Origin of the sequence: Pseudomonas palmensis (assembly GCF_049942755.1) — a bacterium.
In the GTDB taxonomy this organism is placed as follows: domain Bacteria; phylum Pseudomonadota; class Gammaproteobacteria; order Pseudomonadales; family Pseudomonadaceae; genus Aquipseudomonas; species Aquipseudomonas palmensis.
Window position 1 is genome coordinate 5686260 of record NZ_CP187958.1, and the last position, 14005, is coordinate 5700264.

The following is a 14005-nucleotide window of genomic DNA, read 5'->3' on the forward strand; positions in this document are numbered from 1 at the left end:
CAATCGACAGAGTGATGTTCAGTGACCCTTCACACACCCCCTGCCTTCGACGCATTGCTGGTCGCAGCTCCGCCCAAGGTTTCGGCCGAACAGGCGCAGGCCGTGGCAGCGCAGTACTTCGGCCTGCACGGCGCATGCCGCCTGCTCACCGGCGAGCGTGACCTCAACTTCCAGATCACCTGCGCCGACGGCGCCCAGTACCTGCTCAAGGTCTCCAACGCGGCCGAAGACCCGCAGGTGGCCGACTTCCAGAACCAGGCGCTGCTGCACATCCAGCACTGCGACCCGACCCTGGCGGTGCAGCGCATCTACCCCAACACCAGCGGCAGCTACCAGATCCCGCTGATGTTCGATGGCCAGCCGCTGCTGGTGCGGCTGTTCTCGTTCGTCGACGGGATCTGCCTGCACCGCGTCGAACACCCCGACGTGGCGCTGCGCAGCAGCCTGGGCGAGCACCTGGCCCGCCTGGGGCTGGCCCTGCGCGGCTTCTTCCACCCCGGCGCCGGGCACGAGCTGCTGTGGGACCTCAAGCACGCCTCGCGGCTGAGCGACAAGATCGGCCTGATCCAGGACCCTGAAGAGCGCCAGCTGGCCCAGCACTTTCTGGACAACTTCGAGCGCCACGCACAACCGCACCTCAAGGGCCTGCGCGCCCAGGTGATCCACAACGACCTGAACCCGCACAACGTGATCGTCGATGCCAGCCAGCCGCACCCGGTGCGCAACATCCTCGATTTCGGCGACATGGTGCATGCCCCGCTGGTCAACGACCTGGCCGTGGGCGCCGCCTATCAACTGGGCAGCCAGGGCGACCCGCTGGAACACGCTGCACCGTTCATCCGCGCCTACCACCGCATCGCGCCGCTGGAGCCGCTGGAACAGGAACTGCTGGTGGACCTGATCGCCACCCGCCTGGTGCTGACCGTGACCATCACCAACTGGCGCGCTGCGCTGTACCCGGAAAACCGCACCTACATCCTGCGCAACGCGCCGTCTGCCTGGCGTGGCCTGAAGGCCCTGGCTGACGTGCCGCGCGAGGTCGCGCAGCAACAGATTCGTCGTATCTGCTCCGAGGAGACGCTGTAAATGACCATGATCAATGGCTTCACCGCCGAAGATGCCGCACGCCTTAGCGAAACCGAACGTGCCCTGATCGAGCGCCGTGCGCGCGTGCTGGGCCCGGCCTACCGCCTGTTCTACGAACACCCGCTGCACCTGGTCAAGGGTGAAGGCGTGTGGCTGTACGACGCCGACGGCAAGCGTTACCTGGATGCCTACAACAACGTGGCCTCCATCGGCCACTGCCACCCCAAGGTGGTCGAGGCGCTGTACGAGCAGGCCAAGGTGCTCAACACCCACACCCGCTACCTGCATGAAGGCATCCTCGACTATGCCGAGAAACTGCTGGCCACCTTCCCGCCCGAGCTGGACCAGGTGATGTTCACCTGCACCGGCAGCGAGGCCAACGACCTGGCCCTGCGCATCGCCCGTCAGTACACCGGCGGTACCGGCCTGATCGTGACCCAGCTGGCCTACCACGGCGTGACCGACCAGATCGCCGCCGCCTCGCCTTCGCTGGGTGCGGGCGTGCCGGTGGGTGACTTCGTGCGTACCGTGCGGGCTCCCGACGCCTACCGCCTGGGCGCCGAGAACGTGGCACAGATCTTCGCCGACGACGTGCGCGCCGCCATCGCCGACCTGCGCCGCTGCGGGATCAAGCCGGCAGCACTGCTGCTCGACGGTATCTTCGCCAGCGATGGCGTGCTGTCCGACCCGGCCGGCTTCCTGCAACAGGCGGTGGCCGTGGCCCGCGAAGAAGGCCTGCTGTACATCGCCGACGAGGTGCAATCGGGCTTTGGCCGTACCGGCTCGCACATGTGGGGCTACCAGCGCCATGGCGTGCAGCCCGACATCGTCACCATGGGCAAACCCATGGGCAACGGCCAGCCGATTGCCGGTGCGGTGTTCCGCGGCGAGGTGCTCGATGCGTTCGGTCGCACCGCCCGCTACTTCAACACCTTCGGCGGCAACCCGGTGTCATGTGCAGCAGCCAACGCGGTGCTCGACGTGATCCAGGGCGAAGGCCTGATGGCCAACTGCGCGGCGGTGGGCGAATACTTCAAGGCGGGTCTGCAAGGGCTTGCCGAGCGCTACCCGCTGATTGGCGACGTGCGCGGGGCCGGGCTGTTCGTGGGGGTCGAGTTGGTGACCGATCGTGCCAGCAAGGCGCCGGCCACCGAGGCAACGGCACGGGTGGTGAACGGCATGCGTGAACGTGGCGTGCTGATCAGTTCGGCGGGGCCGGCGGCCAACATCCTCAAGATCAGGCCGCAGTTGATCTTCCAGCGCGAGCATGCCGATCTGTTCGTGCAGACGCTGGAGGCGGTGCTGAAGTCGCTGAACTGACAGCGAGAGGCATTGACGGTTGTGGCCCTTTCGCCAGCAAGGCTGGCTCCTACAACGATTGGTGCAGGAGCCAGCCTTGCTGGCGAAGGGGTTCACTCACTTGGTCTTGGCAACCCAGGCATTGAAGCGCTGCTCGAGGTCTTCGCCGTTGTTGACCCAGAACTCGCTGTCCATCGGGATGGCCTGTGCCAGGTTGTCCGGCGCGGTGTTCAACTGCGCCGCCAGTGCAGGGTCAAGCAGCCCGGCGGTATGCAGGTTGGTCGACCCATAGCCCAGCTTGGTGGTGTGGATCTTCTGGTTTTCCGGGCGCAGCGAAAACGCGATGAAGTCCTCGGCCAGGGCCTTGTTCTTGCTGCCCTTGGGGATCGCCCACGAGTCGATCGCGTAGATGCTGCCATTCCATACCGTGTGCACATTGGCGCCGGCCGCCTGTGCGGCGAACACCCGGCCGTTGAACGCGGTGCTCATCACCACATCGCCGCTGGCCAGGAACTGCATCGGCTGCGCACCGGCCTCCCACCACTGGATGTCGGGCTTGATCTGGTCCAGCTTGCGGAATGCACGCTCCACCCCTTCCGGCGTCGACAACACCTTGTACACGTCGGCATACGGCACGCCATCGGCCATCAGTGCCGCTTCCAGGGTGTACTTGGCGCCCTTGCGCAGGCTGCGCTTGCCCGGAAACTTCTTGGTGTCCCAGAAATCGCTCCAGCCGGTAGGCGCCTGCTTGAGCTTGTCGCCGTTGTAGGCCAGTGCCATCGACCATACCAGCAGGCCGCCGCCGCAGTCCGACAGGGTGCCGGGCACGAAATCCGATTCCTTGCCGATACGGTTGAGGTCCAGGTGTTCGAACAGGCCCTCCTCGCAGCCACGGATCAGTTCGGCGCTCTCGACCTGCACCACGTCCCAGTTGACGCTGTTGGTGTCGACCATGACCTTGATCCGGCCCATTTCGCCGTTGTATTCACCCGCTACCACCTTGCTGTGGCTGGCGGCGGCAAAGGGGGCGTAGAAGGCCTCGGTCTGTACATCCTTGCTGGCACCGCCAAACGAAATCACGGTGATTTCGGCAGCAAGGGCGTTGGCGGCAAAAGCACTGAGCAACACGGCGGCAATGGTGGTTCTTTTCATGTCTACCTCTGTAATTTATTGGTTTTGGCAGAGTTGATACACGCTGGGCGTCCTTTCGGGTGGTCGCACTTCAGCTTCGGTAATCCACCTGATCACCACTGATCAGGCGCAAGGCGGCGGTCCAGGCCAACAGGTGAAGTTGCTGATCGAATTCGGCGTCGGACTGCTGCGCGGTCAGTTCGCAGACCGCTTCGTCCGGCAGGCGCAGCGGCGAGTTGCCCGCCAGTGCCTGTACCTGCGCCTGGCAGGCGCGCTCCAGGAAGTAGATCTGGTTGAAGGCTTCGGCAATGCAGCGCCCGGCGGCCAGCAGGCCATGGTTGCGCAGGATCATCGCCATGTGCGGGCCCAGGTCCCTGACCAGGCGCTCGCCTTCGGCCGGGTTCAGCGCAATGCCCTCGTAGTCGTGGTAACCCAGGCGGCGATAGAACTTCAGCGCATGCTGGGTGATCGGCAACAGCCCCTGCTCCTGGGCCGACACGGCCATGCCGGCAGCGGTATGGGTGTGCACCACACAGGCCAGGTCCGGACGTGCGGCGTGGATCGCCGAATGGATGTTGAAGCCGGCACGGTTGACGCTGCCGGCGTCATAGCCAGGGTCGATGGTGTTGCCGTGGTGGTCGATCTTGATCAGGTCCGAGGCGCGCATTTCGTGAAACAGCACGCCGTAGCGGTTGATCAGGAAATGCCCCGGCTCGCCGGGGACACGGGCCGAGATGTGCGTGTCGATCAGATCGGTCATGCGAAAGTGGGCCAGCAGCCGGTACAGCGCTGCCAGGTCGCAACGGGTCTGCCACTCTTCGGGCGAAACCTGCTGCGCGTCGATCCGCGGGGTGTTGGGGTGCATCGCGCCTCCTTGTTCATGGTATGTTTCGGGCACTTGGCCCGCCGGCATGCAGGGATGTTGCAGCAGCCCCCGGCGGCCCACCATGCACAGAACGCGCTGGTTGTGCCGGCCCTGTTATGGTGTTTTCACCAGTACACCCACCGCCACACCCTCGCCTGACGGATGTTTTCTATGATGTTGTTGGATGCCAGCTCGTCGCAGTCGCTGGTCAACCAGATCGTTGCGGGCATCACCCTCGCGATCAACGAACAGCGCTTGCGCCCGGGCACCAAGCTGCCCTCCATCCGCAAGTTCGCGCAAACCCACAAGGTCAGCCATTTCACCGCCGTCGAGGCTTATGACCGGCTGGTGGCCCTGGGTTACCTGACGGCGGTGCGCAATGCCGGCTTCTATGTACGCAGCGCCCCCGACACCCCCGCCCCGCCGCCGATGCCCAGTGCCAGCGACGATGCCTTCGACTTCGACGCCTACCTGCTGCTGCAGAAGGTGTTCCAGCCGCTGGGCATGGACCTGCGCCCGGGCATCGGCCTGCTGCCCGAGCCCTGGAGCGACGATGACGGGGTGCAGCGCAGCCTGCGCGCCCTGAGCCGCCGCGACCCGAGCGAGTTCACCGGCTACGGCCATGCCAAGGGGTGCGCCAACCTGCGCGCCCGGCTGGTGGAGAAACTGCTCGATACCCGAGTCAACGCCCACCCCGAGCAGATTCTGCTGACCAGCGGCGCCAGCCATGCGCTGGACCTGCTGGTGCGCTACCTGGTGCACCGCGGCGACAGCGTGCTGGTGGACGAACCGGGCTACCACAACCTGTTCCTCAACCTGCGCCTGCAGGGGGCCCGTCTGCTGGGGGTGCCACGCACCCGCGACGGCATCGACCTGGACGTGCTCGAGGCGCAGATCCGCGAACACCGGCCCAAGGTGTTCTTCACCAACACGCGCCTGCAATGCCCCACCGGCACCAGCCTGACACTGGCGGTGGCCCACCGTCTGCTGCAACTGGCGGAAAAGTACGACTTCCTGATCGTGGAAAACGACATCTACGCCGACCTCGACCCGTCCGACCAGCAGGCGCTGGCAGGCATGGACCAGCTGGCGCGGGTGATCTACGTGGCCAGCTTCTCCAAGAGCATCGCGCCGTCGCTGCGGGTGGGGTTCGTTGCCGCGCACCGCGACCTGATCGACGAACTGGTGCCACTGAAGATGGCCAGCGGCCTGACCACCTCGGCAATTGCCGAGGAACTGGCACTGGAGGTGCTGCTGCAGGGGCGCCACCGCAAGCACGTCAAGCAGTTGCAGGCCAACCTGGCCCTGGCCCATGAACAGGTGGCGCGCAAGCTCGAGGCGGTGGGCATGGAGATCTTCGTCAAGCCCCATGCGGGGTTGTTCCTGTGGGCCCGTCACCCCCAGGTCGAAGACGCCACGGCACTGGCCATGGACGCACGCGAGCACAAGATTCTGCTCGCGCCCGGGCAACTGTTCATGCCCGATGCGCGGGTGGTGCCGTGGCTGCGCTTCAATGTGGCGCACGCGCAGGATGAGCGGATCTACCGGCTGTTGGAGCAGGCCGCGCACTGACCGGATTCGACTCGCCTCTTCGCCAGTAGGCGCCGGCCTTGCCGGCGAAGCGGCCCGCCCGGGCGACACCCCCGCAGGTCCGGAGAATCAGGCATGACACGCAGAGGAATGCCGGTGGGCACGCCCGTTGCCCGCGCGGACAATGCGCCGCCTCTACCGTCATTGCTTTTGCGAGGTTCCCCCATGTACACCGCCATCGGCTACGCCGCCCAGTCGGCCACCACGCCCCTCGCCCCCATGACCTTCCAGCGCCGCAGCCCACGCCCCGACGACGTGGCCATCGAGATTCTCTACTGCGGCGTGTGCCACTCCGATATCCACCAGGCCCGCAACGAATGGGGCATCGCCGTGTACCCGCTGATGCCCGGCCACGAAATCGTGGGCAAGGTCACTGCCGTGGGCGCCAGCGTCAGCCGCTATCAGGTGGGTGACCTGGTGGGTGTGGGCTGCATGGTCGACTCCTGCCGCCACTGCCAGGCCTGCGCCGCCAACCTGGAACAGTACTGCCTCGAAGGCCCGACCATGACCTACGCCACCCCCGACCGGGTCGACGGCAGCAACACCATGGGCGGCTATTCCAGCAGTATCGTGGTCGACCAGCATTTCGTGGTGCGCATCCCGGCCGGCATGGACCTGGCCAGCGCCGCGCCGATCCTCTGCGCCGGCATCACCACCTATTCGCCGCTCAAGCACCACGGGGTCAAGGCCGGGCACAAGGTCGGCATCCTCGGCATGGGCGGCCTGGGTCACATGGGCATCAAGCTGGCCAAGGCCATGGGCGCCGAAGTCACCCTGTTCACCCGTTCGGCCAGCAAGGCCGAGGAAGCCCGCCGCCAGGGCGCCGACCATGTGGTGGTGTCCACCGATGCCGCGCAGATGGCCGCCGTGGCCGGGCACTTCGACTTTCTGCTCGACACCATCCCGGTGCAGCACGACCTCAACCCCTACCTGGAAACCCTGAAGTTCGACGGCGTGCACATCCTGGTGGGCCTGATCGAACCGGTGGAGCCGCCCCTGCACGCCGCCAACCTGGTGCTCAAGCGCCGCGTACTGGCCGGCTCGCTGATCGGCGGCATCGCCGAAACCCAGGAGGTGCTGGACTTCTGCGCCGAGCACGGCATTTGCTGCGACATCGAGATGCTCGACATCCAGCACATCAACGAGGCCTATAGCCGCATGATCGCCGGCGACGTGAAGTACCGCTTCGTGATCGACATGGCCTCGCTCAAGGCCTGAGCCTCCGCCTCACAGGTTGAAGCGCCCCAGCAGGTGGTGCTGTTGCCCCACCTGCTCCACCATCACCGCACACTGGCGCACCTGCACCTGGGTGCCTGCGGCCACTTCATGACTGATGTCGCGAATGGTCGTGGTGTTGCGGTTGATCTCTTCGCTGGTGGCGCTCTGCTGCTCGGCCGCGGTGGCGATCTGGGTGTTCATGTCGTTGATGCGGGTGATCGCCTGGCGAATGCGCACGAGCCTGTCGTTGGCCGCGCCCGCCTCCTCGGCGGTCTTGCCGGCGCTATCGCGGTTGTGCTGCATGCGCGACTCGGCGTGGCGCACCCCGGCCTGCAGCTGGTCGATCATCTGGCGGATCTCCTGGGTCGACTGCTGGGTGCGCGAGGCCAGCGTGCGCACCTCGTCGGCCACCACCGCGAAACCTCGCCCCGTCTCGCCGGCACGTGCAGCCTCGATGGCGGCATTGAGCGCCAGCAGGTTGGTCTGCTCGGCAATGCTGGTAATCACCGCCAGGATCGACTCGATGTTGTCGCTGAGGCGCGACAGGTCATTGATTGCATGGCCGGTGTCGTCCATTTCGCTGGCCAGTTGCCGGATCGCCGCGGTCGAGCGTCGCACCACGTCCTCGCCGCCGTGTGCTTCCTCGTCGGCAATCACTGCGGCCTGCGCCGCTGCCTGGGCGTTGCGCGCGACGTCTTCGGCGGTGGAGGCCATCTCCTGCATGGCCGTGGCCAGTTGGTCCAGCTCCTGCAACTGGCGCTGCAGGCGTTCATCGGTCCGGGTGGCTTCGGCCGACGTCAGGTGGGTGCTCTCGCGCACCTGGTTGGAGGTGCTCATCACCTGATGGATCAGGTTCTGCAGGTTGCCCAGAAAGCCGTTGAACTCGCGCGACACCAGCGCCACCTCGTCATTGCCGCCGTCGGGCAGGCGCCGCGTCAAGTCGCCGTCGCCCTGGTTGACCTCATGGAACGAGCGGTGCAGCAGCTCCAGCGGCTTGAGCAGGCGCCCGAGCAGCAGGCCCAGCACCACGAGGCTCACCAGCACGCCGAGCAGCGTGGCCAGCACTGCACGCCAGGTCAGGCTGTCGGCCTCGGCCATCACGATGCGCTGGTCGAGCACCACGCCGATCAACCAGTCCATGCCCTCCAGGTAGGTCAGCGGGGTGAAGGACACCAGTGAATCGTGATCGCCGGTTCGAACCGTCTGCAGCTGGCTGTCCAGCGCCGGGTGCTGGCCATCGAACAGGCTGCTGTAGGGCTTGCCGTTGTACTGGCTGTCGGGGTGGGAAATGATCGTGCCGTTGCGGCTGAGCAGAAAGGCATGGCCGGCGCCGTTGAAGTCCAGGGTATTGATGGCATCGGCCACGCTCTTGAGGCGGATATCGCCGCCCAGCACGCCGGCGAAGGTAGCGCCATCGTGGAGGCGCGTGACCGCCGAAATCAGCGTTTCGCCAGTGGCCGAGTCGATGTAGGGCTCGGTGAGCACCGCCTTGTCGGCGCCCTTGGCGACGGCATACCAGGGCCGTGTGCGCCCGTCCCAGCTCGCATCGGGGCGCCAGCTGGGCGTGTTGGTGAGGGGTTTGCCGTCGCGTTGCAAGGCGCCGAATATCAGGATGAACTCGTCCTTGAGCATCGGGCTGTCGATGATGCGCTGGGTGTTTTCAGGGCTGTAGCGGCTGTCGATGACCTGCGCCACCAGGCCCATGAGCTTGAGCTTGGCGTTCAGCCAGTTCTCGATCTGCCGGGCCAGGGCACCGCTGGACTCGGCGATGCCGGCAGACACTTGCTTGTGCAGGGCCTCGCGCACCTGGCTGACCTGCGTGACCGACAGCAATCCGGTGGTAATGAACAGCAATGTGGCGGCCGCCAGGCCAGCCTTGTGAACGATCTTCATGCCTGCACTCCGTGCCGAATCGAGCAAACGGGCATGCTAGGCAGGCGTACTGGCACACTGCAATCAACGTTGCGATGATTGCCCGGTGCCGTAATGGGGATTGTTTACCGGCATCACGGCCACTGCTTGTAGGACGAACCCGGCGGGCGGCATCCGCGCCGCGGGCAGGCAAAAAAAAACCAGGGCCGTTTGCGGCCCTGGTCTTTTTCGTCATGGTGCCTGTCAGCCCTTGAGCTGCCTGGCCGCACGCACGTGCATGAACACGCCCATCAGTGCCACGATGGCCGCCGCCGCACCGGTGGAGAACACCAGTACCTGGTAGTCCGGCACAAAGGCCATGGTCACCAGGCACCCGATGATGAACACGATCACCAGGTAGGTCAGCCACGGGAACAGCCACATCTTCAGGCGGATTTCCTTGCCCTCGGCTTCCAGCTTGCGGCGCATCTTCAGTTGCGAGAACGCGATCACCAGGTACACCAGCAAGGCGATCATGCCGGTGGTGTTCATCAGCACGTCCAGCACGTCTTTCGGGCGCAGGGTGTCGCTGAAGTTGATCAGGGCGACGAACACCGCCACCGAGCACGAACCGATGATGGCGAACACCGGCACACCGGTACCGGCGCGGGTGATCTTGAAGAACGACGGTGCATCACCGCGGGTCGACAGCGAGAACAGCATGCGCGAGGCGGTGTAGTGCGCCGAGATCAGGCAGCTGCTCACCGAGGTCAGCACCACGAAGTTCATCACGAACTCAGCGCCCGGAATGCCCAGCAGCTCCAGGGTACGACGGTACGAACCGTAGCCCGACTGGCCCATCAGCGGGTCGTTCCACGGCACCAGGGCCACGATCAGGAAGATCGAACCCACATAGAACAGGCACACACGCCACACCACCGAGTTGGTGGCCTTGACGATCTGCTCGGACGGGTTCTTCGACTCGGCGGCCGCGATGGTCACGATTTCGGCGCCCAGGAAGGCGAACATCACCCCCAGCATGGCCACCACCACTGCCTCCACCCCATTGGGCATGAAGCCCTGGGCCGTGAGGTTGCTGATGCCGTGGACCTCACCGGTGGGCCACAGGTTGGCCACGGCCAGCCCGCACACCACAAGGAAGCATATGATCGCCACCACCTTTATCAGCGCGAACCAGAATTCGAACTCCCCGTAGTGCTTGACGTTGAAGAAGTTGACGCTGATCAGCACCAGGGTAGTGGCCAGCACGAACACGTTGACGCTGATGGAGGGGAACCAGCCGTGCAGGATCTTGCCCGCCACATAGGCTTCCCAGGCCATCAGGATGACCCAGAACCACCAGTACAACCAGCCGATGGTGAAGCCTGCCCAGCGCCCGATGGCGCGCTCGGCGTAGGTGGAGAACGAGCCGGTGTCTGGCGAGGAGGTGGCCATTTCACCCAGCATGCGCATGATCAGCACCACCAGGATGCCGCCGGCCAGGTACGCCAGGATGGCGGCCGGCCCGGCGCTGTGGATCACACTCCCCGAGCCCACGAACAGCGCACCGCCGATCACCCCGGCGATGGACATCATGGTCAGGTGGCGCGATTTGAGCGAAGCGCTAAGCTTGCTCTCGGGCTCCACCTTGGAGGATGTGGAAGTCGATGTAGCGTCCATCAGTTGTCTACCCCTTGTTTTTCTTTTTCCAGCGAACACGCAAGACCGGCGAATGCCGGGCTTCATTGCTCGTCAGTGTCTGATTGTGTACGGGATGGATCGCAAACCCGGCGGGCATCCATGGCCTTGAAGGTCGGCAATCGTGCTGTGCACGCCCGGGGGCTTGCCCCTGGCGGTAGTGATCGGGCCTCTCAACATGCTTTAGCTGGCGAATACAGACCCCTAATGTAAAAATGTACGACACAGAGAGCCATGCACAGCGCCGTGAAATATGCACTGCACTGTACAGGCCGCCAATGCAGTACACCCCCGTTCCCTGCAGGCGCCAGGCGTTACGCACCCTGAAGGCACAGCCCCAACATGCTTGAATTACGACCCGACTCCGCCCCCCCGCTCGTCAACCAGATCATCAACGGGTTGCGTGAGTTGATCGAGAACCAGACCCTCAAACCCGGTGCCAAGGTACCGTCCATCCGCGCCTTCGCCGCCACCTACTCGGTCAGCACCTTCACCGTGGTCGAAGCCTACGATCGGCTGGTGGCCCAGGGCCTGCTGGTCAGCCGCGGCAATGCCGGCTTCTTCGTCAACCGCTCGGTGAACGAGCGCATCGAAAGCCAGGCCAGCGACGCCGAGCCGGGCAAGCCGGAGTTCAACTCCGAGTGGTACCTGCAGAACATCTTCGAAAGCCGCCAGCTGGCCTTCAAGCCCGGCTGTGGCTGGCTGCCCAACGAGTGGATGTTCGAGGACGGCCTGCGCCGCGGCCTGCGCCAGGTGGCCGGCAGCGTGATGGAACTGAGCGGTTACGGCGACCCCATGGGCCTGCTCGAGCTGCGCACCCTCACCGCGCAGAACCTGGAACAGGATCAGCGCATCGTGGCCAACCCCAACCAGCTGATGCTCACCCACGGCGCCAGCCAGGCGCTGGACCTGGCGGTGCGCACCCTGGTGCGCCCGGGCGACGTGGTGCTGGTGGACGACCCGGGCTACCCCAACCTGATGAGCATCCTGCGCTTTCAGGGCGCCACCCTGATCGGCGTGCCGCGCACCCCGGCCGGGTATGACCTGGAGCATCTCGAGCGGCTGCTGGCCCACCACCGGCCCACGGTGTTCTTCACCCAGCCGCACCTGCACAGCCCCACCTGCTCGCGCACCCCGCTGGCGCAACTGCACCGCCTGCTGCAACTGTCGGCGCAACACGGCTTTCGCCTGGTGGAGAACAACCTGTACGCCGACATGGTGGCCGAACCGCAACCGTGCCTGAGCAGCCTGGACCACCTGCAGCAGGTGGTGTACGTGGGCAGCTATTCCAAGAGCATCTCGCCGAACGTGCGGGTGGGCTACATGCTGGCCAACCCCGAACTGATCCAGAAGCTGCTGCAACTGAAGATGCGCTCGGGCCTGACCACCTCACAGGTGATGGAGCGCGTGGTGTATGCGGCCATCACCGACGGGCGCTGGCGCAAGCACCTCAAGCGCCTGCGCCAGCGCCTGGCCGAGGCGCAGCAGGAGGTCAGCCGTCGCCTGAACCGCCTGGGCTTCGAGATTTTCGTCGAGTCCGACGAGGGCATGTACCTGTGGACCCGCCACCCGCAGATCGCCAACAGCGCAGCGCTGGTGGACGACGCCCTGGAGCGCGGCATCATGATCGGCCCCGGCCAGTTGTTCATGGTCGACGCCCAGGCCACCGGCTGGATGCGCTTCAACGTGGCGTTCAGCACCGACCCGGCCTTGTGGCAGCAACTGGAAAAGCTGTTCGCCCGTCACGCCGCCTGAACCTGCGCAATTTTGTTCAATACGCCGCCCCCGGCCCCGCCACACACTTCCTGGACCCACATCCATAGAAGTGAAGGTTACATGGAGCAGTTCCTGATCATTGCAGCAGCGCACTTTCTGGCGCTGCTGTCACCCGGGCCGGATTTCTTCCTGGTGGCACGCACCTCCCTGGCCACCAGCTGGCGCGTGGCCAGCGGGGCCTGCCTGGGCATCGCACTGGCCAACGGGGTGTTCATCGTCGCCGCCTTTACCGGCGTGTCGGTGCTGCAGCCGCACAGCACGCTGTTCATCGTGCTGCAACTGGCCGGTTGCGCCTACCTGCTGTACCTGGGCTGGCTGTTCATCCGCCATGCCGGTGCCAGTACGCTGGAGGTTGCCCCGCAGGGGGCGCCGGCACCGTCGCCCGCGGCCACCACCTGGCTGGGCGCCGCCGGCATGGGGGTGGTGTCCGGCATCCTCAACCCCAAGAACGCGCTGTTCTACGCCAGCCTGGCGGCCATGCTGAGCGGGCCGCAGGCAAGCCCTGGCTGGAAGCTGGCCTACGGCCTGTGGATGTTCGGCGTGGTGCTGGCGTGGGACCTGCTGGTTGCGGTGGTGATCGGCAACCGCCACGTGCGCCGCCGCTTCGCCCGTGCCCTGCCGTGGCTGGAGCGGGCCACGGGGGCGATGCTGGTGATGCTGGCGCTGGGCGTGATCGCGGTAATGGCGCTGGGCTAGCACCGGGGCGTGGGGTAGGCTATGAGGCTTCATTTACCTGTTTTCAGGGATACCTATTGGCCGCTGCATGGGGCACAGTCGCCCCCACCGCGCGCCCGAGACTGCCCATGCCTATCCAGACGACTGTTCCCGAACCCACGCTGCTCGCGCCGGTACTGCTGGTGGAGGACGAGCCGCTGATCCACCGCCGCCTGGAAGCCCTGCTGCTGCAACTGGGCTACCGGCCCGAGGCCCTGCTGTTCGCCAGCTCGCTGGCCGAGGCCCGCGCCTGCCTGGCGGCGCAGCCGGTGGCGCTGGCGCTGGTAGACCTGGGCCTGCCCGACGGCAACGGCATCGAGCTGATCGAAGAGATGCACGCCACCGACCCCGGCCAGGCGATCCTGGTGATCTCGGCATGGAGCACCGAAGACACCCTGCTCGCGGCGCTGCGGGCAGGCGCCACCGGCTATGTGCTCAAGGAACGCGACGACCTGGAGATCCTGTTGTCGCTGCGCAGCGTGCTGCGCGGCGGCGCCCCCATCGACCCGTTCGTGGCCCGGCGCATCATCGAGGAACTGCGCCCGGGGGCCGCCCAGCCGGTCGACACCGCCGATGGCGAACGCCTGACCCCGCGTGAAGACCAGATCCTGCGCCTGGTGGCCGAGGGCCTGGGCAACCGCGAAATCGCCGAACAGCTGAACCTGTCGCGCTACACCGTCGAATGCCACGTCAAACGCATCTATCGCAAGCTGGCGGTGTCTTCGCGCACCCGCGCCATCCATGCGGCACGCACGCGTGGCCTGCTCGATTGAGAGG

Annotated in this window: 11 protein-coding genes and 1 pseudogene; 7 read left to right on the top strand and 5 right to left on the bottom strand. The window is 65.7% G+C overall.

Going from position 1 to position 14005, the window contains the following annotated elements; all coding sequences use genetic code 11:
- Positions 1 to 21: 21 nt before the first annotated feature.
- Positions 22 to 1086, top strand: coding sequence for a phosphotransferase (locus ACPRTJ_RS26285; RefSeq protein WP_054914279.1), 1065 nt, complete (start codon positions 22 to 24; stop codon positions 1084 to 1086).
- Complete coding sequence (locus tag ACPRTJ_RS26290) at positions 1087 to 2406, top strand: aspartate aminotransferase family protein (RefSeq protein ID WP_043861696.1); 1320 nt, start codon at positions 1087 to 1089, stop codon at positions 2404 to 2406. It abuts the gene before it with no gap.
- Positions 2407 to 2502: 96 nt separating this feature from the next.
- Here the strand turns inward: ACPRTJ_RS26290 and ACPRTJ_RS26295 are convergent, their stop codons facing one another.
- Positions 2503 to 3537 carry an ABC transporter substrate-binding protein gene (locus ACPRTJ_RS26295; protein ID WP_078481036.1) on the bottom strand — a complete coding sequence of 345 codons (1035 nt, stop codon included), beginning with the start codon at positions 3535 to 3537 and terminating at the stop codon, positions 2503 to 2505.
- Positions 3538 to 3607: 70 nt separating this feature from the next.
- Positions 3608 to 4381 (bottom strand): class II aldolase/adducin family protein, encoded by a 774-nt coding sequence (locus ACPRTJ_RS26300; protein WP_078481037.1) that lies wholly within the window; start codon positions 4379 to 4381, stop codon positions 3608 to 3610.
- Between the two features lie 171 nt (positions 4382 to 4552).
- On the opposite strand from ACPRTJ_RS26300, the gene ACPRTJ_RS26305 reads away from it, so the two are divergent.
- Together ACPRTJ_RS26305 and ACPRTJ_RS26310 are read left to right on the top strand one after the other, a co-directional pair.
- The gene (locus ACPRTJ_RS26305; protein WP_043861693.1) at positions 4553 to 5953 is read left to right on the top strand and encodes a PLP-dependent aminotransferase family protein; all 1401 of its coding nucleotides are present in this window, start codon (positions 4553 to 4555) and stop codon (positions 5951 to 5953) included.
- Positions 5954 to 6136: 183 nt separating this feature from the next.
- Positions 6137 to 7189 carry an NAD(P)-dependent alcohol dehydrogenase gene (locus ACPRTJ_RS26310; protein ID WP_043861692.1) on the top strand — a complete coding sequence of 351 codons (1053 nt, stop codon included), beginning with the start codon at positions 6137 to 6139 and terminating at the stop codon, positions 7187 to 7189.
- A 9-nt stretch (positions 7190 to 7198) separates the two neighbouring features.
- On the opposite strand, the gene ACPRTJ_RS26315 is transcribed toward ACPRTJ_RS26310, so the two are convergent.
- The 3 genes and pseudogenes from ACPRTJ_RS26315 to ACPRTJ_RS26325 all read right to left on the bottom strand — a co-directional run bounded on the left by ACPRTJ_RS26315 (position 7199) and on the right by ACPRTJ_RS26325 (position 10720).
- The gene (locus ACPRTJ_RS26315; RefSeq protein WP_370409199.1) at positions 7199 to 8026 is read right to left on the bottom strand and encodes a methyl-accepting chemotaxis protein; all 828 of its coding nucleotides are present in this window, start codon (positions 8024 to 8026) and stop codon (positions 7199 to 7201) included.
- A 78-nt stretch (positions 8027 to 8104) separates the two neighbouring features.
- Positions 8105 to 9082 (bottom strand): annotated as a pseudogene (locus ACPRTJ_RS26320) (cache domain-containing protein); the annotation flags it as partial.
- Positions 9083 to 9304: 222 nt separating this feature from the next.
- Positions 9305 to 10720: an amino acid permease gene (locus tag ACPRTJ_RS26325; RefSeq protein WP_043861690.1), complete on the bottom strand. Its 1416-nt coding sequence runs from the start codon at positions 10718 to 10720 to the stop codon at positions 9305 to 9307.
- Between the two features lie 360 nt (positions 10721 to 11080).
- On the opposite strand from ACPRTJ_RS26325, the gene ACPRTJ_RS26330 reads away from it, so the two are divergent.
- The 3 genes from ACPRTJ_RS26330 (at position 11081) to ACPRTJ_RS26340 (ending at position 14001) form a co-directional block, all read left to right on the top strand.
- Entirely contained in the window at positions 11081 to 12493 is a 1413-nt protein-coding gene (locus ACPRTJ_RS26330) for a PLP-dependent aminotransferase family protein (protein ID WP_043861689.1), read from the top strand.
- An 81-nt stretch (positions 12494 to 12574) separates the two neighbouring features.
- Positions 12575 to 13210 carry a LysE family translocator gene (locus tag ACPRTJ_RS26335; RefSeq protein WP_426427648.1) on the top strand — a complete coding sequence of 212 codons (636 nt, stop codon included), beginning with the start codon at positions 12575 to 12577 and terminating at the stop codon, positions 13208 to 13210.
- Positions 13211 to 13317: 107 nt separating this feature from the next.
- A complete protein-coding gene (locus tag ACPRTJ_RS26340) occupies positions 13318 to 14001 on the top strand; it encodes a LuxR C-terminal-related transcriptional regulator (RefSeq protein ID WP_043861687.1) in 684 nt (227 codons plus the stop codon).
- The last annotated feature ends 4 nt before the right edge of the window (positions 14002 to 14005 follow it).

Excerpts from the sequence above, each read along its gene's own strand:
- ACPRTJ_RS26290 (WP_043861696.1), top strand. The coding sequence starts at position 1,087 with ATGACCATGATCAATGGCTTCACCGCCGAAGATGCCGCACGCCTTAGC.
- ACPRTJ_RS26295 (WP_078481036.1), bottom strand. The coding sequence starts at position 3,537 with ATGAAAAGAACCACCATTGCCGCCGTGTTGCTCAGTGCTTTTGCCGCC.
- ACPRTJ_RS26300 (WP_078481037.1), bottom strand. The coding sequence starts at position 4,381 with ATGCACCCCAACACCCCGCGGATCGACGCGCAGCAGGTTTCGCCCGAA.
- ACPRTJ_RS26305 (WP_043861693.1), top strand. The coding sequence starts at position 4,553 with ATGATGTTGTTGGATGCCAGCTCGTCGCAGTCGCTGGTCAACCAGATC.
- ACPRTJ_RS26310 (WP_043861692.1), top strand. The coding sequence starts at position 6,137 with ATGTACACCGCCATCGGCTACGCCGCCCAGTCGGCCACCACGCCCCTC.
- ACPRTJ_RS26315 (WP_370409199.1), bottom strand. The coding sequence starts at position 8,026 with ATGAGCACCTCCAACCAGGTGCGCGAGAGCACCCACCTGACGTCGGCC.
- ACPRTJ_RS26325 (WP_043861690.1), bottom strand. The coding sequence starts at position 10,720 with ATGGACGCTACATCGACTTCCACATCCTCCAAGGTGGAGCCCGAGAGC.
- ACPRTJ_RS26330 (WP_043861689.1), top strand. The coding sequence starts at position 11,081 with ATGCTTGAATTACGACCCGACTCCGCCCCCCCGCTCGTCAACCAGATC.
- ACPRTJ_RS26335 (WP_426427648.1), top strand. The coding sequence starts at position 12,575 with ATGGAGCAGTTCCTGATCATTGCAGCAGCGCACTTTCTGGCGCTGCTG.
- ACPRTJ_RS26340 (WP_043861687.1), top strand. The coding sequence starts at position 13,318 with ATGCCTATCCAGACGACTGTTCCCGAACCCACGCTGCTCGCGCCGGTA.